Below are 17,878 nucleotides of genomic sequence, written 5' to 3' on the forward strand. Positions count from 1 at the left end.
TAATTGTGATAGCATTTCACCGATCGATATGAAATTGACTGTTTTCAGTTTTAAGTAGATTTCATCTCATTTAATGAGACATAACTTAAGTATTATGGAAAATCTCCTGGAAGCCGAATCCGACATCGCAGCCACCCAGGCATCGCTGACGCAAAGCCTCGACCGGGCCATGGGGCTGTTGGAGGAAGTGGTCAACCACGCCGCTGAAGGCGCCGCCCTTGGCCCTCTGGCCGAGAAGGCACGGCTCTCCAAGCCCACAGCCCATCGCCTGCTCACCGGACTCAGGAAGCTGGGCATGGTCGAGTACGACGAGAAATCGCGCCTGTTCTTTCCGGGGCTCAAGCTGTACCGAATGGGGCTGGCGTCCGCCGCACGTTTCGACCTGGTGCAACTGGCCCAGCCTTGCATGACCTTGCTGGCCCAGGAAACGGGGGACACCGTCTACCTGTCACTGCGAGCGGGAGACAGTGCGCTTTGCGCGGCGCGGCAGGTTGGTTCGTTTCCCATCCGCACGCTCACGCTGGAAGTGGGCGACTACCGCCCGCTGGGTCTGGGCGCGGGCAGCCTGGCGCTGCTGTCAGCCCTGCCGGATGCCGAGGTGGATCAGGTGATCGCCCGCAACCGGGACAAGCTCGCGCCACACCCCAACTTCGATGCCGCCAACCTGCGCACCATGGTGAGGCAGACACGCGTGCAAGGCTTCGCGCTCAACGATGGGCTGATGCTGCCAGAGATGGCCGCCATCGGCGTGATCGTGCGCGACCTCACGGGACGTCCCGCCGCAGCCCTGTCGATTGCCAGCATCACCAGCCGCATGCATCCGCAGCGCCGCGAATCGATCGTCGCCCTGCTCACGCGCCAGGCACGCGCCCTGGAACAGGCCCTGGGCCTCACGCCCTCGCCCGAGGCCACGGCGTGAAAGCCAGTGCGAAGTTCAAGGCTCGCCTTCGGGCAGGCGAGCCGGTGTCGGTCATCAACGTCGACTACGTCAGCGCGGGGCTGGTGGAGTTTCTGGCGAAGCCCGAGCTTGGCGTCGATGCCGTGATGCTCGATGCCGAACAAGGCAGCCCGGACATGGAGAGCATCGAAAACATGGCGCGAGCGGCCCGGCTGAGTGGCCTGTGCGTTCTAGTGCGGTTGTTTTCCCCGGAGCCCTGGGTCATTGAACGCATGCTGCTGCGCGGCATCGACGGCATCATTGTTCCGCGACTCGATTCCGCCGAGCAGGCGCGCGCCGTGGTGGACTGCGTGCGCTACTGCCATCCGCACGACGCCGACGACAAGATCGTCGTGGTCCAGATCGAGAGTGCCGCTGCCCACGCCGACCTGGACGCCTTCCTGGCTGTCGAGGGCATCGACGCGTACTTCATCGGCCCGGTAGACCTCTCACGCAGCATGGGCCACCAGGGAGACTACGCGGTGGCGCCTGTGCAGGCGGCGGTCGACGACATCCTGGCACGCACGCGAGCTGCGGGCCGCTGCGTCGGCACCATGGTCAAGCCCGGCGACGCTGACCAGTGGGTCGAGCGTGGTGCGCAGTTTCTCTATTTCCACGTCAACGACTGGCTCAGGATCGGTGCTCGATCTTTTCCGCTGGCCCGATCTTGACCCCTTTGAGCCAAAGAGAACACACATGGACATGAGCACGCCCGACGCCGGCCAACCCGCATCGGTTTACCAGCCTTCCCAGCAAGGCCTGCATTTTCCCAAACCGCCCGTGTTCAACACGGTCGCCGAGGAGCGCCTGCATCGCAAACAGCGCCTGGCTGCGGTCTGCAGGGTGTTCGCGCGCTACCGCTACGAATACGGCTTTGCCGGCCATGTGACGGTGCGCGATCCCGAGTTCCCCGATTGCTTCTGGACCAACCCGTTCGCGATGGACTTCGGACGCGTGCGCGTATCCGATCTTCTCCTGGTCGCGCACGATGGGACCGTGCTGGAGGGCAACTGGGCGGTCAATCGCGCCGGCTTCGTCCTGCATTCCGCGATCCACATGCAGCACCCTCACGTGCTGGCTTCCTGTCACATGCACACGTCAAACGGCATGGCATGGGCCGCGCTCGGTCGGCCGCTGGACCCCATCACACAGACGGCCTGCGGCTTCTATGGCGACCACGCGGTCATCACCGAGCAGGCGGGCGCTGTGGTGGTCGATGGCGATGCGGGCCAGGCCGTGGCTGCGGCCATGGGCAACAACAAGGCCGCCATTCACCAGAACCACGGATTGTTCACGGTAGGCCGCGAAAGCGTGGACGAGGCCGCCTGGTGGTTCATTGCACTGGAGCGCGCCTGCGAAATCCAGCTCAAGGCAGAAGCCACAGGTCATCCACTCAAGCTGGTGAGCCCCGAGGCCGCCGAGCACTCGCGCAAGCACCTGGCCACGCCGTTCATGGCCTGGCTGCATTTCCAGCCGATCTACGACGCGATCGCCCGCTCGGATCCGGACCTCTTCGACTGACACCCTGGTTTCCCCCACCCTGCAACCTACTGGAAGAAGCACCCATGAAAACTCTCGGACGAATCTTCAAAGGCGCGCTGATCGCCACCTTTGCGGTCACCGCCATCAGCGCGGCAGCCCAGCAGCAGCCGCGCAAGCTGACCTACGCCACGTTCTACGGCTCCAACGAGTTCTACGAGATGTCGGCCAAGTACTTCATGGAAGAAGTCAGCAAGCGGACCAATGGCAACATCACCTTCCAGCCCTACTACGGTGGCACCCTTCTGAAGACGGCAGAGATGAGCACCGGCCTGGCGAAGGGCGCAGCCGATGTAGCCGCCGCGGTGCCTGCCGCGTTCAACCCACGCGAGTTCCCTCTGACCGGCGTGATCATGCCGTTCATCTCCGAGAACCCGATCGCGGTGACTTACGCCTTCGCCGAACTGGTGAAGACAACCCCCGAGCTGCAACAGGAATACCAGCGCAACAACCAGAAGCTGCTGTGGGCGCTGGCCTCCGGCGAAAACTCGCTGTGGACCAACAAGCCCATCCGCACCGCAGCCGACCTCAAGGGTTCGCGCATTCGCGCCATCATCGGCGTGGCGGACGGCATCAAGGCCCTCGGGGGAACGCCGATCAGCATTCCCTGGGTCGAGGCCCTTGAACTCGTGCAGCGCGGTGGCGCTGAAGGCGTCAGTGGCACGCCATTCAACCAGGCAGTGGTCACCAAGGTCTTCGACATGGCGCCCTATGCCTCCCACGCGGGCCGCATGGGCGTGTACACCCCGGTCACCTGGTCCATCAACCTGGACACCTGGAAGTCGCTCGACGCGGCCAGCCAGCGGGTGATCGAGGAAGTGGCTGCAGAAGTGCCAGGCAAGTATTTCGACGCCTACAAGGTCGAACTGGAGCGCGCGGTACAACTGGCCCGCGGCTCGAAGATGACCTACGTGGCCATGGATGAAGCCGAGGTCAAGCGCTGGCAAGCCGTGGCGCAGCCAGAAGTTCAGAAGAAGTGGATGGACACCGCACGCCCGCGCATCAAGGATCCGCAGCAACTCATCGACCGCTTCACCACCCTGACGCGCAAGTACGAGGCGCAGCACCCCTACGTCACCGGCTTCGACCAGCTGTCGAAGAAGTAAGCCCTCGTCCTGAACGGCTCTCCCCACCGCGGGAGAGCCAGGAGATCCATCGTGTACCTACGCATTTCGGGCGCCATCCGGCGCCTCAGTCTTCTGCTGGGCGCCATCGCGGGCGCGGGAACCGCCTTGTTGATGCTCACCGTGGTGCCCGACCTGATCGCGCGCAGCTTCTTTGGTGAAGCGGTGTACGGCATGTCGGAGACCGGCATCTTCCTGCTGGTCCTCATCGTCTACCTGGCCCTGTCCACAGCGCAGGTGCGCAAGGAGCATTTCCACGTGGGGGTGCTGGATTCCGTGGTGAGCCGAAGCACGGTGCGATGGCTATGGATCGGACGGCACGCGCTTTCGGCGCTGATATGTGGCGTGTTCTCCTGGTACGCGACGGTCGGCGCGGTGTCGTCCACGCTGGCCCGGGAGCAGTCCTATGCAGTCGTTGAGTACCCGATCTGGCCCGCCAAGATCGTCGTGGCGGTCGGGCTCATCCTCCTGACCGTGCAGTTCCTCATGGACATGACCGACGCCATCATGAATCCGCAATACCTTCCCAACGCCGCGCACAGCGGCTCGCAAGAATCCGCAGGCGCCCTATGACTCCCCTGGAAATTGGCTACCTGATGGTGGCTGCCGTGATCCTCCTGTTGGCAATGGGCCTGCCCGTTGCCCTTTGCCTGCTGTCGGTGGGCGCGACGGGCCTGTTCGCCATTCGTGGCGTGCGCGGCACCGAATTCCTGCTCGAGAGCCTGCCCTACACCAGCGTGGCCAACCTGGCGCTGATCGTGATTCCCCTGTTCATCCTGATGGGGCACTTCGCATTCTCGGCCGGGCTCTCTGAAAAGGCCTACAAGGCCGCCAAGAGCTGGGTCGGGCACGTCGCGGGCGGCCTGCCCATTGCCACGGTCTTCGCATGCGCCGGCTTTGCCACGGTGTGCGGATCGAGCGTGGCCACCGCCGCCACCATCTCCAAGGTCACCATCCCCGAGATGCTGCGGGCTGGCTACAACCAGCGCATGGCCGCCGGACCCGTGGCCATCGCCGGCGCGCTGGGCATCCTGATCCCGCCCAGCGGCATCCTGGTGATCTATTCGATCGCCACCAACGTGTCGGTGAGCGACCTTTTCATCGGTGCGCTGATTCCCGGCGTGCTCACTGCCATCGTGTATGCGTTCGGCATCTACTTCATGGTCAAGCGCGACCCCGAACTGGTGCGTCGCACGCGCATCCCGAAGGCCACGTGGGCCGAACGCGGTCGCGCCACGGCGGCGGCGTGGGAAGTCGTGGTGCTGTTCCTGGTGGTGATCGGCTGCATCTACACCGGCGTGGCAACCGCCACGGAAGCCGCCGGCATCGGTGCCGCGCTCGCCCTGATCTTCGCGCTCATGCGCAAGGGCCAGAAAGGCTCGATCTGGAAAGGCCTGGTCGAAACCGGCTCCAGCACCGCATCGATCTTTCTGCTGATGATTGCCTCTGCGGTGTTCAGCGTTGCACTGGGCACGACGCAGTTGCCCAGCGAACTGGCCAATGCCGTGACCGGGCTGAACCTTTCGCCCACGGTGCTCTTGCTGCTGCTGATCATCCCGTACCTCATCCTGGGTTGCCTGATCGACGGCATTTCGATGATCTTCATCACCATGCCCGTGGTGTTTCCCATCATCGAAGCGGCCGGCATCAACCCGGTGCTCTTCGGCATCTTCGTGACCAAGCTGGTGGAGATCGGCGCAGTGACACCGCCGGTAGGCATCAACGTGTTCGTGGTGCAGGGCTCGGTGCCCGGCCTGCAACTGGGACAGATCTTTCGTGGCGTGATTCCCTTCATCTTCATGGAACTGGGTCTGATCGCCCTGATGATCTTCTTTCCCCAGATCGTGACGATCGCTTTGCCATGACCGACCTGTTGCGCATGAGCGCCTCCGAACTGCGCCATGCATTCGGAAAAGGCGAGCTATCTCCGGTGGAGGTGACCCGCTCCTATCTGGATCGGATCGCCAACCACAATCCACGTCTGCACGCGTACCTCGAGGTGTTTTCTGAAGGCGCGATGCGCCAGGCGCAGGCCAGCGAGCAACGCCTGGCCAGTGGTCTCCCGGTCGGCATCCTCGAAGGCGTGCCCCTGGCCCTGAAGGACCTGATTCACATCCAGGGCCGCCGCACGACCTCCGGCTCGACCGTGCATGCACAACGTGCGCCGAGCGCCATCACCGCCACCGTGGCGAACAGGCTGATGGCTGCCGGTGCCGTGGTGCTGGGCAAGGCCAATCTGGTGGAGTTTGCCTATGGCGGGTGGGGAACGAATGCGGGCCTGCAATCGCCCGTCAATCCCTGGGATTCCCAGCGCGCGCGCTGCGTGGGCGGATCCAGCAGCGGATCGGCGGTGGCGGTCTCAGCCGGCCTCGCCGCTGCGGCCATCGGTACAGACACGGGTGGCTCGGTGCGCATTCCTTCTGCGTTCTGCGGGCTCACCGGCCTGAAGACAACGCAAGGCAGGGTCAGCAACCACGGTTTCGATCTGGTCAGTCACACGCTGGACACGGTGGGGCCCATGGCGTGGTCCGCGCATGACGCGGCGCTTCTCCTGCAGGCCATGCATGGCCCTGACCCGCAAGACCCGGCCACCTTGAATCACGCGCCTGAAGACTTCATCTCGCGCATGGGCGAACCTCTCAAAGGCTTGCGCATCAGCATGGCACCTGACGACATCCTGGGTGATGTGGATCCCTGGGTGCGGGTCGCGGTGCAGGAGGCCGTGTGCGTGATGCAGTCGTTGGGCTGGCAGCGCCGGGATGAGGCGTTCGCGGGCATCGATTTCGTCGCTGATCAGGCCGAGACAGGTGTGATCATCTCGAGCGAAGCCCACGCCGCACATGGCCGGCTGCTGGCGGATGAACCGCCAGCGGGCGACTCCGCATCCCGGGCGCGCCTGATGAGCGGCGCCACCATTTCGGCGCAGCGGTATGTGCAAGCGCTGCGCAGCCGCGAGCTGCGCAGCCAGGCTTTCGCGCGCGTGTTCGACCACACCGACCTGCTGGTGCTGCCGACCCTGCCCATCACGGCTCGACCGCTCGACGCGCTCGACGAAAACGATCTGTCCCCGAGCCGCCTCACCCGCTTCGTCGGCTACTACGGACTGAGCGCCATTGCCCTGCCTTGCGGCCTTTCACCCGAGGGCTTGCCGATTTCCGTGCAGTTGGTGGCACCCGCCTTCCATGAAGGCCTTCTGCTGCGCGCCGGCGCAGCGTTCCAGTCGCTCACGAATTTTCATCGTGCACGTCCTTCCGATCACTGAATTCCATCCATGACACAAGCCCGACAAGACGCCGAGACAACACCCATCACCACCGCCATGTCCGGCGGCGAGGCCGTCGCACGCATGATCCGCGCGTTCGGAGGCGGCCCCATGTTCGGCATGGGTGGCTTCCAGGTGCTGCCCCTGTACGAGGCCGCCCGCAAGCTGAACATGCCTCACCACCTGATCCACGACGAACGCAACGCGGTCTTCGTGGCCGATGCCTACGCCAAAGTCAGTGGCCGTGTCGGACTGGCGGATGCCACTGTGGGTCCCGGTGCGACCAACATGCTCACGGCCCTGGCCGAAGCATTGAATGCAGGCTCACCGGTGGTGTGCGTGGTCGGCGACACCCACCGCGACCATTCCTGGAAGAACATGACCCAGGAAAGCCGTCAGGTGGAAGTGCTGCGACCCATGTGCAAGGAGCTCATCCGTGTGGAGTCCATCAAGCGCATACCCGAGCTGATGCGACGTGCCTTCGCGGTGGCCACCACGGGACGGCCGGGCCCAGTGGTGGTGGACGTCCCCGAAGACATCATGCACGACACCCACGACTTCGCGGAGGAAGAGTTCACGGTAAACGCCGTGTATGAAAGTGCCCCGGCATTGCGCAGCCGGCCCGACGGCGCTTCGATTGCGCGTGCTGTCGAACTGCTGGCGGCCGCAAACCACCCGATCATCCTGGCGGGGGGAGGAGTCCATTTGTCCGGCGCCGCCCAGGCCCTGACAGACTTCGCACGTGCCACCAACATACCGGTGGCCCACACGCTCACCGGCAAGGGCGCCATTCCCTGCGTAGACCCGCTCAGCGCGGGTCTCTTCGGTCGCTATGACCGCATCGCCAACAAGCTCATCGAGGCCAGCGACGTCGTGTTGGTGGTCGGTTGCAAGCTCGGCGAAATCGCCACCAAGCGCTACACCGTACCCTCCCCCGGGAAGACCATCATTCACCTGGACATTGTTGCGGAAGAGTTCGGTCGCACCTTGCAGCCCGAGGTGATGTTGTGGGGCGACGTGAAGCTGGGTCTGCAGGACCTGCACGCCGCGCTCGGTCTGCAAGCCCCGGCGTTGAAGGCGAGGCTGCAGTCGCTGGCCGACAGCGTGCCGCGCCTCATGTCTGGCTGGCGCGACGAAGTCTCTGCCCGGCTCTATTCGGAAGAAAAGCCCATCTCCGTTGCACGCCTGATCACGGAGATCAACAAGGTGCTTCCGGAAGACGGCATTCTGGTCGCCGACGGGGGCTTTGCCGCACACTGGGCCGGCCTGCTGTATGACACCAAGCGAGCCGGCCGGGGGTTTGTGCCCGACCGCGGATTCGCGTCCATCGGCTACGGCTTGCCGGGTGCGATCGGTGCATCGCTCGCGGCGCCAGGGCGTCCCGTGTTCAGCCTGACTGGTGACAGTGGCTTCTGCATGGTGCTGGGCGATCTGGAGACCGCTGCAAGGCTGAAGCTGGACTTCACCATCATCGTGGTCAACAATGCCGCGTCCGGGTACGTCAAAGCCTTGCAGCACCTGGTCTACGGCCCGGGGAAACACATCAGCGCGGATCTCAACGAAGTGAACTTCGCCAAGGTGGCTCAAGCTTTCGATTGCACCGGCATCCGCGTCGAAGACCCGGCCGAGCTGGAGTCCGCCCTGCGCCAGGCCCTCAAGACCAAAGGTCCGGTGGTGCTGGACGTGGTGGTCACTCGCGATCCCGCCAAGATGTTGCCCGGTGTGGACAGCCGCGCGGCGGTAATCAAGAAGGGTGACCGCATTGCGTGAATCTGCCCCGACACCCGGTGCGCGACGCCGAGCTGCGGTGATCGGGCTGGGCAAGATGGGCGGGGCGATGGCGCTGCGCCTGCTGGAGGCCGGTCACTCGGTGACGGGCTTCGATGTGGACCAGACCTCACTCGCACGTTTTGTGGCATTGGGTGGAAAGGCGTGCGATTCGCCCGCCATGGCCGCTCGAGACGCCGAAGTGCTGCTGGTGATGGTGCACGAGTCCACGCAGGTCGATCGCGTGTTTTTCGGAGAATCCGGCGCAGCAGACGGCATGCCCCGCGGATGCGTGGCCTGGCTGGGCAGCACGGTGTCGCCGGCTTACGCCAGGCAGTTGGCCGAGAAACTGGGTGCGCGGGGCATCGCCTTCATTGATGGCCCGGTGAGTGGTGGCGCCACAGGCGCCGAAGACGGCAACCTCGTCGCCATCTGCGGCGCAGCACCCGAGGCGCTGGCCGCGGCAGGCTTTGCGCTCGATGCCTGCACGCAGCGCGTCTACGCCGTCGGCCCTCCCGGCGCAGGCTCCACGGTGAAGATGATCAATCAGTTGCTGGTGGCGGCGCATTCGGCGCTGACCAGCGAAGCCATGGCGCTGACCGCGCTGGCCGGCGTGAACCCGGCGCAGTTGATTGAAGTGATCACCCACAGCGCAGGCAGTTCGCGCATCTTCGAAAAGCGGGCACCCCGCATAGCCGATGGCGATCATGCGGTGCATGTCACGATCGACACCCTTCGAAAGGACCTGCAGATCGCCATCGACACCGCGGCACAACTGGGGCTCGACCCGTTGATCGCACGCAGCGTTCACACCTTGCTGACAGCGGCGGTGGAGGCTGGACATGGCGGACGGAGCGACACCACGCTGGTGGATGACTACCTGGGTCTGAAGTTACGATGAGCGATTGAATTCAGACCGCGGCCAACCGATGTACGGGATGTTTCAGGAAGCTACCCGCTGCAGGGTCACATGCATGCATACTTGGGCGCCATGCTCCTGAAGAAAAAACACGCACTTGGCCCCGGGCTGTGCGCCGCGCTTTTGTGCGCCGCACTCACCGGCCCCGTTCATGCCGCTGGTCGCATGCAGGAGACGCTTTGCCCCGGCTTCGACCAGCCGGCTGACAGCGCAGGCGAGAAGTACCAACTCTTCTTCTCACCCTACACCCACCACTGGTCCTACGATGAAGAACACAGGCAGGTCTACGCCCTCAGCCTGAGCCGCCTGCTGCCCAACGACCGCTTCTGCGGCTTCAGCCTGTTCAACAACTCTTTCGGCCAACCTTCGGCCTATGCCTACATCGGCAAGACCTGGCCCGGCTTGTTGCCCAGCCATCCGCAGATCTACGTCTCGGCCACTGCCGGCATCATCTACGGCTACGTTGGGAAATACAAGAACAAGGTCCCGCTCAACGTGGGTGGCTTTGCGCCCGCCATCATCCCCGCCATCGGCTACCGCCTCTCACCCAGCGCCACCGTGGAAGTCCAGCTCCTCGGCACCGCTGCCTTCATGCTGGGCGCCACCTGGCGCTTCTGATCGGGCACTGGGCAGCCCGCCATGAGAAAATCGCGGTTTTGATTCACGCACCGCAGGAAAAGACCCATGGACGCCGAACGCAGCAACACCATCCGCAGCAAGCTCGAAGACCTGACCACCCGGGTGGCCGAGCTCCGGAGGTATCTTTGACTACGATGCCAAAGCATCGAAGCTGAAAGAGGTCGAGTCCGCGCTGGAGGATCCCACAGTCTGGAACGACCCCAAGCGTGCCCAGGACCTGGGCCGCGAAAAGAAGTCGCTGGAGGACGTGGTGCTGGTGCTGGACCGGCTCACGAGCGAACTCTCTGACAACACCGAGCTGTTCGAGATGTCGAGCGAGGATGGCGACGACGCCGGCCTGCTCACCATCGAAGCCGAAGCGGCCAAGCTGGCGGCCGAGGTGGAGAAGCTCGAATTCCGCCGCATGTTCAACAACCCGGCCGACCCACTGAACTGCTTTGTCGACATCCAGGCCGGCGCCGGGGGCACCGAAGCCTGTGACTGGGCCAGCATGCTGCTGCGCCAGTACCTGCGCTATGCGGAACGCAAGGGCTTCAAGACCACGCTGGAAGACGAAACCGAGGGCGACACCGCCGGCATCAAGAGCGCCACCATCAAGGTGGAGGGCGAATACGCCTTCGGCCTGCTGCGCACCGAGACCGGCGTGCACCGCCTGGTGCGCAAGAGCCCGTTCGATTCTTCTGGGGGGCGCCACACCTCGTTCGCATCGATCTTCGTCTACCCCGAGATCGACGACTCGATCGAGATCGACATCAACCCGGCCGACGTGCGCGTGGACACCTACCGTGCCAGCGGCGCGGGTGGCCAGCACATCAACAAGACCGACTCGGCCGTGCGACTCACGCACATCCCGACCGGCATCGTGGTGCAGTGCCAGGACGGCCGCAGCCAGCACAGCAACCGCGACGTGGCGTGGAAACGCCTGCGCTCGCGCCTGTACGACCACGAACTGCGCAAGCGCCAGGAAGAGCAGCAGAAGCTCGAGGACACCAAGACCGACGTGGGCTGGGGCCATCAAATCCGTTCCTACGTGCTGGACAACAGTCGCATCAAGGACCTGCGCACCAACGTCGAGATCTCCGCCACGCAGAAAGTGCTTGACGGCGACCTCGATCCTTTCATCGAAGCTTCCCTTAAACAAGGGGTCTAGGCATGAGGCCCCCACGCTCCACCGCTGCGCGGGTCGCTGCCCCCCGAGGGGGCTGCTCCGCCTTGGGGCGGCCCGGCGGCGGAGCGACTTCCCAATACAAGGAACCTGCATGAGCTCACTGCGCGAAGGCCCCACCACCGTGGTTCGCCGCGAAGACTACGCGGCCCCTGCTTACTGGATCGAAACGGTGGATCTGTGCTTCGATCTGGATGCCGCCAAGACGCGCGTGCTCAACAAGATGCGCCTGCGCCGCAACCCGGACGTGCCGGCCCAGGCACTGAAGCTGGACGGGGAGGATTTGAATCTGGCACGCGTGCTGGTCAATGGCGCCGGTTGTTCTTTCAAGATCGATGGCGTACAGCTCGTGCTGGAGAGCCTGCCCGAAGGCCCCGAACCCTTCGATCTGGAAATCTTCACCACCTGTGCGCCCGAGAAGAACACGCAGTTGATGGGCCTGTACGTGAGCCAGGGCACCTTCTTCACGCAGTGCGAAGCCGAGGGTTTCCGGCGCATCACCTACTTCCTGGACCGCCCGGACGTGATGGCCAGCTACACGGTGACGCTGCGCGCCGACAAGGCGAAGTACCCGGTGCTGCTCTCCAACGGCAACCTCGTGGAGGAAGGCGCATTGCCCGATGGCCGGCATTTCGCCAGATGGGTCGATCCGCACAAGAAGCCGTGTTATCTGTTCGCGCTTGTTGCCGGCCAACTGGTGGCGCGCGAGCAGCGCATCACCGCCCGCAGCGGCAACCAGCACCTTCTGCAGGTCTACGTGCGCCCGGGCGACATGGACAAGACCGAGCACGCCATGAACTCGCTGATCGCCAGCGTGGCCTGGGACGAAGCCCGCTTCGGCCTACCGCTCGATCTCGAGCGCTTCATGATCGTGGCCACCGCCGACTTCAACATGGGCGCGATGGAGAACAAGGGCCTCAATATCTTCAACACGAAGTACGTGCTGGCCAACGCTGCCACTGCCACCGACACCGATTTCGCCAACATCGAGTCGGTGGTGGGCCACGAGTACTTCCACAACTGGACCGGCAACCGCGTCACCTGCCGCGACTGGTTCCAGCTCAGTTTGAAGGAAGGCCTGACCGTTTTCCGCGACCAGGAATTCAGCATGGACCTGTGCGCCGAACCGTCGGCGCGCGCGGTCAAGCGCATTGAAGATGTGCGCGTGCTGCGTACCGCGCAATTCCCTGAAGATGCCGGCCCCATGGCCCATCCGGTACGGCCCGACAGCTACGCCGAGATCAACAACTTCTACACCGTCACGGTCTACGAAAAAGGCGCCGAGGTGGTGCGCATGATGCAGACCCTGGTGGGACGCGCCGGCTTCGCAAGAGGCATGAAGCTCTATTTCGAGCGACACGATGGCCAGGCCGTCACATGCGACGATTTCGCCCAGGCCATCGCCGACGCGAACCCCGACACCGAGCTCGCCCGCCGGCTGCCGCAGTTCAAACGCTGGTACAGCCAGGCCGGCACGCCCCACGTGCTCGCCGAAGGCCGCTACGACGCCGACACGCGCAGCTTCACGCTCACGCTCACCCAGAGTTGCACGCCCACGCCTGGCCAGGCCATCAAGGAACCCTTCGTGATCCCGGTCTCGCTCGGCCTGCTCGACACGCAGGGTGCGGAGCTGCCGCTGCAACTGGCGCACTGGAGCCAGCCCGAGACCGGTAGCCGCACCTTCGTGCTCACGCAGACGAGCGAGAGTTTTACCTTCGTCGGCCTCGAAGCCGCGCCCGTGCTGTCATTGCTGCGGGGCTTCTCGGCGCCGGTGGTGCTCGACTGTTCCTACACCGACGCCGAGCTCATGACATTGCTGGCGCACGACACCGACCCGTTCAACCGCTGGGAAGCGGGCCAGCGCCTCGCGTTGCGCCGCGCGCTCAAGGCCATCCTGGCCGATGGTCCGGTGACCCACGAGCCTCTGGATGGCGCCTTCCTTGGCGCGATGCGCGATGTGTTGCGGCACCACCAGCTGGATGCCGCCTTCAAGGAACTCGTGCTCACCCTGCCCAGTGAAACCTATATCTCAGAACAGCTGGCAGAGGTGGACCCGCAGCGCGTGCACGCCGTGCGCGAAGCCATGCGCGCCCAACTCGCCAGCGCCTTGCAGGACGACTGGGTCTGGGCATTCGAAAACCACAAGGACAACGGTTCCTACCGCCCCGACCCCCGCAGCACCGGCCGCCGCGCGCTGGCCGGTCTGGCACTCATCATGTTGTGCCTGGCTTCGCGCGACGATGCGCGACCGGGCTGGCCCGAAAAGGCCTGGCACCACTTCCAGGTCGCGGCCAACATGACCGACCGCTTCAACGCCCTCACCGCCCTCGTGACGAGCGAACACGCCCTCGCGCGGCAAGCGCTGGAACATTTCCATGCCCTGTTCCGGCATGAAGCGCTTGTCATCGACAAGTGGTTCGCCCTGCAGGCCGGCGCGAGCGATCGCGGTGGCAACGTGCTGCCTGCAGTGCGCCAGTTGCTGACCCACCCGGACTTCAATCTCAAGAATCCCAACCGCGCGCGCAGCGTCATCTTCAGCTTCTGCAGTGCCAACCCCGGTGCCTTTCACCGGGCCGACGCGGCGGGCTACCGATTCTGGAGCGATCGCGTGGTCGAACTCGACGCCTTCAACCCCCAGGTGGCCGCCCGCCTCGCCCGCGCGCTGGACCGCTGGAAGAAGCTCGCCGAACCCTACCGCAGCGCGGCCCGCGAAGCCATCGCCCGCGTGGCCGCCAAGCCCGACCTGAGCAACGACTTGCGCGAGGTGGTCACCCGATCGCTCGCTGACTGAACGAAAGCCACCATGTCCAAACGCATCTCCCTCACCCGATACCTCGTCGAACAACAGCGCGTCGACGGCCACATCCCTTCCCAGTTGCGCCTGCTGCTCGAAGTGGTGGCCCGCGCCTGCAAGAGCATCAGCCAGGCCGTGAACAAGGGCGACCTCGGCGGTGTGCTCGGCGTGGCCAGCACCGAGAACGTGCAGGGCGAAGTGCAGAAGCAGCTCGACATCATTGCCAACGAAGTGCTGATCGAGGCCAACGAGTGGGGCGGCCACCTCGCGGCCATGGCCAGCGAGGAAATGGACAGCATCTACGTGGTGCCCAATCGCTATCCGCAAGGCGAATACCTGCTGCTGTTCGATCCGCTCGACGGCTCGTCCAACATCGATGTCAACGTCAGCATCGGCACCATCTTCAGCGTGCTCAAGAAGCCGGAAGGCAGCACCGGCGTCAGCGAACAGGACTTCCTGCAGCGCGGTGCGCAGCAGGTGGCCGCCGGCTACTGCGTGTATGGCCCGCAAACCACCCTGGTGCTCACCGTGGGCGATGGCGTGGCCATGTTCACGCTGGACCGCGAGCAAGGCTCCTTCGTGCTCACGAAAGAGAACGTGCAGATTCCGGCCGACACCAGGGAATTCGCCATCAACATGAGCAACATGCGCCACTGGGACGAGCCCGTGAAGCGCTACGTGGACGAATGCCTGGCCGGCAAGGACGGCCCGCGCGGCAAGGACTTCAACATGCGCTGGATCGCCAGCATGGTGGCCGACGTGCACCGCATCCTCACGCGCGGCGGCATCTTCATGTACCCATGGGACAGGCGTGAACCCAACAAGCCCGGCAAGCTGCGCCTGATGTACGAGGCCAACCCCATGGGATGGCTGGTCGAACAGGCCGGCGGCGCCGCCACGAACGGCAAGGAACGCATTCTCGACATCCAGCCCGGCAAGCTGCACGAGCGCGTGAGCGTGATCCTGGGCTCGAAGAACGAGGTCGACCGGGTAACCGGTTATCACACCGGGCTATAATCTCGGGCGTTGCCGGTGTAGCTCAGTCGGTAGAGCAGCTCATTCGTAATGAGAAGGTCGGGTGTTCGATTCATCTCTCCGGCACCACATTCAAAACCCCGCACGCTGTCATGGTGTGCGGGGTTTTTCTTCGCGAGCCAGCGCTACCCGAACCGCTCCGGCGAAAACGGCCTGACATCCACGCGAGGTGTCGCCCCGGTCATCATCGCGGCCAGCATCTCCCCGGTCACCGGTCCCAAGGTGAATCCCTGGTGACCGTGCCCAAAGGCGCACCACATGCCGGGCACTGAGGGCACCGCGCCGAAGACCGGTTTCATATCCGGCATGCAGGGGCGCGTGCCCATCCAGGGTTCGGGGTCGACGCGCTGCCCGAGTGGAAAGCTCTGGCGGGCGATCTTTTCGGCAGCGTCGATCTGCGTTGACGTGCGTGGGGCATCCACGTTGGCGAGTTCGGCACCGGTGGTGAGACGCAGGCCCTTCTGCATGGGTGCGATGACGTAGCCGTATTCGGCGTCGATGACGGTGCTGTTCAGGGGCTGGCCGGGCATGGGCGCGTAGTGCATGTGGTAACCGCGCTTGGGAATGACGGGCGCGGTGTAGCCAAAGCGTGAGGTGAGCTGCACGCTCCAGGGGCCCAGCGCGACGACGACTTGGCTCGCTGCCAGCGTCTGGCCATTCGCCGTGTCCACCTGCCAGCCACCCGAGTCGCTCCGGCGCAGGGTCATGGCATCGCCCAGGTGCGTGTCGCCGCCCCGCCGTCCGAAGAGTTGCGCATAGCGCTGCACCAGATCGCCCGGGCTGCGGATGGCCACGGGGTCGGTCCAGCGAACCGCACCGGCGAAGCGACCCCGGAGCGACGGTTCTTCTCGTGCCACGTCGGCACCGGTGAGTTTGACGTGGTGCACGCCATGCCGCGCGCGTTCGTCGGCAACCCGGAAGAAGCTGTCCAGCTCGCGCTCGGTGCGGTAGAGCATGAGATAGCCCTGCCCCGCGATCAGATCGTTCGCATCGGCTTCGTTCATCAGTTTCTGGTGCGTCTCCAGCGACAACGCGATCAGGGTTTCGTACTCGGCGGAGATCTTGTGGAAGGGACCGGGTGCGGAGTTCCGGTAGTACGACCACAGCGGCCCCAGCATGCGGGCGGCATCGGCCGCGTGGTAACGCACGTCGACGCGCCGGTTGGTGGCACCTGACAGCAGGAAACCGAGGTCGCGCGGCAACGCGTAAGGTTCGATGGCCTCGCGCTGGATGATGCCCGCGTTCCCGTAGGAGGTTTCAAGGCCTGGCGCGCGCCGGTCCACCATCGCAACGGTCTGGCCTCTGGCCTGCAGGTGGAGCGCACAGCCCACGCCCACCATGCCCGCGCCGAGAACGATGATGTCATGTGTCATGGTGCAAGGCATTCTAGTTGCTACGATTTTGATGGCATGGTGATGACAGGCTGAGCGACCTGCAGGGTCATGTGTGGTATCTCAGGGCAAACCCCGTTGTGGCGGCCATGTGTCACGAAGCATTCGCCGCGCCTCGATGAAATGGATACCACTTCCTGCATGGTGCAGGAAGCAGGGGCGTCCAGCCCTGCATCCCTTTCATCGGAGCATTCACATGAAGAAGAGCCTCATCGCTCTGGCCGCACTGGCCACCCTGGCCGCCGCGGGCAACGCATCGGCCCAGTCCACCGTCACCATCTACGGCCGCATGGACGCATCGGTCGGCAGCAACAAGGTCGACACCACCAGCACCACGCAACTGTTCAGCGGCAACCTGACCACCAGCCGCCTCGGCTTTCGTGGCACCGAAGACCTGGGTGGCGGTCTCAAGGCCAACTTCCAGCTCGAAAGCGCCTTGACGGTGGACGACGGCACTGCCGCAGGTCTGCGGTTCGGTCGCGCCTCCTGGGTGGGGCTCAGCGGTGGCTTCGGCGCCGTGCGCCTGGGCCTGATGGACAGCCCTTACAAGGACATCTACGACATGGGCGTGTCGAACAACCTGTACGACTCGGAGTTCACGCCGACCAAGATCGCTTACCTGAGCGGTGCGGTGGGCACCGCATCGGGCGTGAGCGATTTCACCAGCCGCCCGAGCAACATGGTTCGCTACGACTCGCCCAGCTTCGGTGGCTTCAGCGGCAGCGTGGGCTACGCCTTCGACGAAAACGTGGCCCCGGTCACGACCAACTCCGAGATCACGGCTCTGAATCTGCGCTACCGCAGCGGCCCGCTGGACGTGGGCCTCGCCTACCAGGACCAGAAGAACGCCACCGCGACGCTCGACCGCAACTTCACCGTGCTGGCGGCGTCCTACAACTTTGACGTGGTTCGCGTTTCAGGCCAGTACCAGATCACCGATCAGTCCAACGGCCTGGAAGACCGCGACTACTCCTTCGGCGTGACCGTTCCCCTGGGCAGCTTCGACGTGTCTGCCGGCTTTGCCAGCGGCAAGTCAAAACTCAACGGGGTGACCACCGGCGAAGGCAAGGCCTTTGCGCTGGGCGCCACGTACGCGCTGTCCAAACGGACCCGCCTGTATGGTGGCCTGATGGATGGCGATGTGGAGAATGGTGCGGGTGCCACGGCACGCGAACGCCGCCTTTACGCCGTGGGTGTTCGCCACGACTTCTGATCCTTCGCGGCAGCGATTTCCAAGGTTGTTCAAACCCGCCACCTTCACAGGTGGCGGGTTTTTTTACGTGCGCTGCGCACCAAGACTGTCACA

At 64.4% G+C, this 17,878-nt stretch carries 15 protein-coding genes and 1 tRNA gene; 15 read left to right on the plus strand and 1 reads right to left on the minus strand.

The genetic code is table 11. From position 1 onward, the window contains the following. Positions 1–94 precede the first annotated feature (94 nt). The 14 genes from ACTIF6_RS16990 (at position 95) to ACTIF6_RS17055 (ending at position 15,250) form a co-directional block, all read left to right on the plus strand. Positions 95–919 carry an IclR family transcriptional regulator gene (locus ACTIF6_RS16990; RefSeq protein ID WP_439589107.1) on the plus strand — a complete coding sequence of 275 codons (825 nt, stop codon included), beginning with the start codon at positions 95–97 and terminating at the stop codon, positions 917–919. Next, on the plus strand, positions 916–1,608 hold the full coding sequence (locus ACTIF6_RS16995) for an HpcH/HpaI aldolase family protein (protein ID WP_439589108.1): 693 nt from the start codon (positions 916–918) through the stop codon (positions 1,606–1,608). The genes ACTIF6_RS16990 and ACTIF6_RS16995 overlap by 4 nt, the downstream gene beginning before the upstream one ends. A gap of 31 nt (positions 1,609–1,639) precedes the next feature. Then, positions 1,640–2,458: a class II aldolase/adducin family protein gene (locus ACTIF6_RS17000; RefSeq protein WP_439589109.1), complete on the plus strand. Its 819-nt coding sequence runs from the start codon at positions 1,640–1,642 to the stop codon at positions 2,456–2,458. Between the two features lie 44 nt (positions 2,459–2,502). Beyond that, positions 2,503–3,582: a TRAP transporter substrate-binding protein DctP gene (dctP, locus tag ACTIF6_RS17005; RefSeq protein WP_439589110.1), complete on the plus strand. Its 1,080-nt coding sequence runs from the start codon at positions 2,503–2,505 to the stop codon at positions 3,580–3,582. A 51-nt stretch (positions 3,583–3,633) separates the two neighbouring features. Further along, positions 3,634–4,173 (plus strand): TRAP transporter small permease subunit, encoded by a 540-nt coding sequence (locus ACTIF6_RS17010; protein WP_439589111.1) that lies wholly within the window; start codon positions 3,634–3,636, stop codon positions 4,171–4,173. Then, positions 4,170–5,465, plus strand: coding sequence for a TRAP transporter large permease (locus tag ACTIF6_RS17015; RefSeq protein ID WP_439589112.1), 1,296 nt, complete (start codon positions 4,170–4,172; stop codon positions 5,463–5,465). The genes ACTIF6_RS17010 and ACTIF6_RS17015 overlap by 4 nt, the downstream gene beginning before the upstream one ends. Further along, complete coding sequence (locus tag ACTIF6_RS17020) at positions 5,462–6,862, plus strand: amidase (RefSeq protein ID WP_439589113.1); 1,401 nt, start codon at positions 5,462–5,464, stop codon at positions 6,860–6,862. The genes ACTIF6_RS17015 and ACTIF6_RS17020 overlap by 4 nt, the downstream gene beginning before the upstream one ends. Before the next feature lie 9 nt (positions 6,863–6,871). Next, complete coding sequence (locus tag ACTIF6_RS17025; protein ID WP_439589114.1) at positions 6,872–8,632, plus strand: thiamine pyrophosphate-binding protein; 1,761 nt, start codon at positions 6,872–6,874, stop codon at positions 8,630–8,632. Further along, a complete protein-coding gene (locus ACTIF6_RS17030; RefSeq protein WP_439589115.1) occupies positions 8,625–9,530 on the plus strand; it encodes an NAD(P)-dependent oxidoreductase in 906 nt (301 codons plus the stop codon). Before ACTIF6_RS17025 ends, ACTIF6_RS17030 begins: the two co-directional genes overlap by 8 nt. Before the next feature lie 69 nt (positions 9,531–9,599). Further along, entirely contained in the window at positions 9,600–10,166 is a 567-nt protein-coding gene (locus ACTIF6_RS17035) for a hypothetical protein (protein WP_439589116.1), read from the plus strand. Between the two features lie 66 nt (positions 10,167–10,232). Beyond that, a protein-coding gene (gene prfB, locus ACTIF6_RS17040; RefSeq protein WP_439589117.1) for a peptide chain release factor 2 occupies positions 10,233–11,337 on the plus strand; the annotation gives its coding sequence in 2 pieces (ribosomal slippage) (positions 10,233–10,313 and positions 10,315–11,337; 1,104 coding nt in all). A gap of 109 nt (positions 11,338–11,446) precedes the next feature. Beyond that, positions 11,447–14,143: an aminopeptidase N gene (pepN, locus tag ACTIF6_RS17045; RefSeq protein WP_439589118.1), complete on the plus strand. Its 2,697-nt coding sequence runs from the start codon at positions 11,447–11,449 to the stop codon at positions 14,141–14,143. 12 nt (positions 14,144–14,155) lie between these two features. Then, positions 14,156–15,163, plus strand: coding sequence for a class 1 fructose-bisphosphatase (locus ACTIF6_RS17050; RefSeq protein WP_439589119.1), 1,008 nt, complete (start codon positions 14,156–14,158; stop codon positions 15,161–15,163). A gap of 11 nt (positions 15,164–15,174) precedes the next feature. Further along, positions 15,175–15,250: transfer RNA gene (locus ACTIF6_RS17055), tRNA-Thr, on the plus strand. A 56-nt stretch (positions 15,251–15,306) separates the two neighbouring features. On the opposite strand, the gene ACTIF6_RS17060 is transcribed toward ACTIF6_RS17055, so the two are convergent. After that, positions 15,307–16,554 carry an NAD(P)/FAD-dependent oxidoreductase gene (locus ACTIF6_RS17060; RefSeq protein WP_439589120.1) on the minus strand — a complete coding sequence of 416 codons (1,248 nt, stop codon included), beginning with the start codon at positions 16,552–16,554 and terminating at the stop codon, positions 15,307–15,309. A 214-nt stretch (positions 16,555–16,768) separates the two neighbouring features. Between ACTIF6_RS17060 and ACTIF6_RS17065 the strand changes: the two genes are divergently transcribed. Continuing rightward, positions 16,769–17,785 carry a porin gene (locus tag ACTIF6_RS17065; RefSeq protein ID WP_439589121.1) on the plus strand — a complete coding sequence of 339 codons (1,017 nt, stop codon included), beginning with the start codon at positions 16,769–16,771 and terminating at the stop codon, positions 17,783–17,785. Positions 17,786–17,878 lie beyond the last annotated feature (93 nt).

The sequence above is a fragment of the Hydrogenophaga sp. genome, from assembly GCF_051860785.1.
GTDB lineage: Bacteria > Pseudomonadota > Gammaproteobacteria > Burkholderiales > Burkholderiaceae_C > Hydrogenophaga.

Coding starts and splice junctions, on each gene's coding strand:
- dctP (WP_439589110.1), top strand. CDS start 2,503: ATGAAAACTCTCGGACGAATCTTCAAAGGCGCGCTGATCGCCACCTTT.
- ACTIF6_RS17025 (WP_439589114.1), top strand. CDS start 6,872: ATGACACAAGCCCGACAAGACGCCGAGACAACACCCATCACCACCGCC.
- ACTIF6_RS17065 (WP_439589121.1), top strand. CDS start 16,769: ATGAAGAAGAGCCTCATCGCTCTGGCCGCACTGGCCACCCTGGCCGCC.
- ACTIF6_RS17050 (WP_439589119.1), top strand. CDS start 14,156: ATGTCCAAACGCATCTCCCTCACCCGATACCTCGTCGAACAACAGCGC.
- ACTIF6_RS17035 (WP_439589116.1), top strand. CDS start 9,600: ATGCATGCATACTTGGGCGCCATGCTCCTGAAGAAAAAACACGCACTT.
- ACTIF6_RS17060 (WP_439589120.1), bottom strand. CDS start 16,554: ATGACACATGACATCATCGTTCTCGGCGCGGGCATGGTGGGCGTGGGC.
- ACTIF6_RS17020 (WP_439589113.1), top strand. CDS start 5,462: ATGACCGACCTGTTGCGCATGAGCGCCTCCGAACTGCGCCATGCATTC.
- ACTIF6_RS17015 (WP_439589112.1), top strand. CDS start 4,170: ATGACTCCCCTGGAAATTGGCTACCTGATGGTGGCTGCCGTGATCCTC.
- pepN (WP_439589118.1), top strand. CDS start 11,447: ATGAGCTCACTGCGCGAAGGCCCCACCACCGTGGTTCGCCGCGAAGAC.
- ACTIF6_RS16990 (WP_439589107.1), top strand. CDS start 95: ATGGAAAATCTCCTGGAAGCCGAATCCGACATCGCAGCCACCCAGGCA.
- ACTIF6_RS17000 (WP_439589109.1), top strand. CDS start 1,640: ATGAGCACGCCCGACGCCGGCCAACCCGCATCGGTTTACCAGCCTTCC.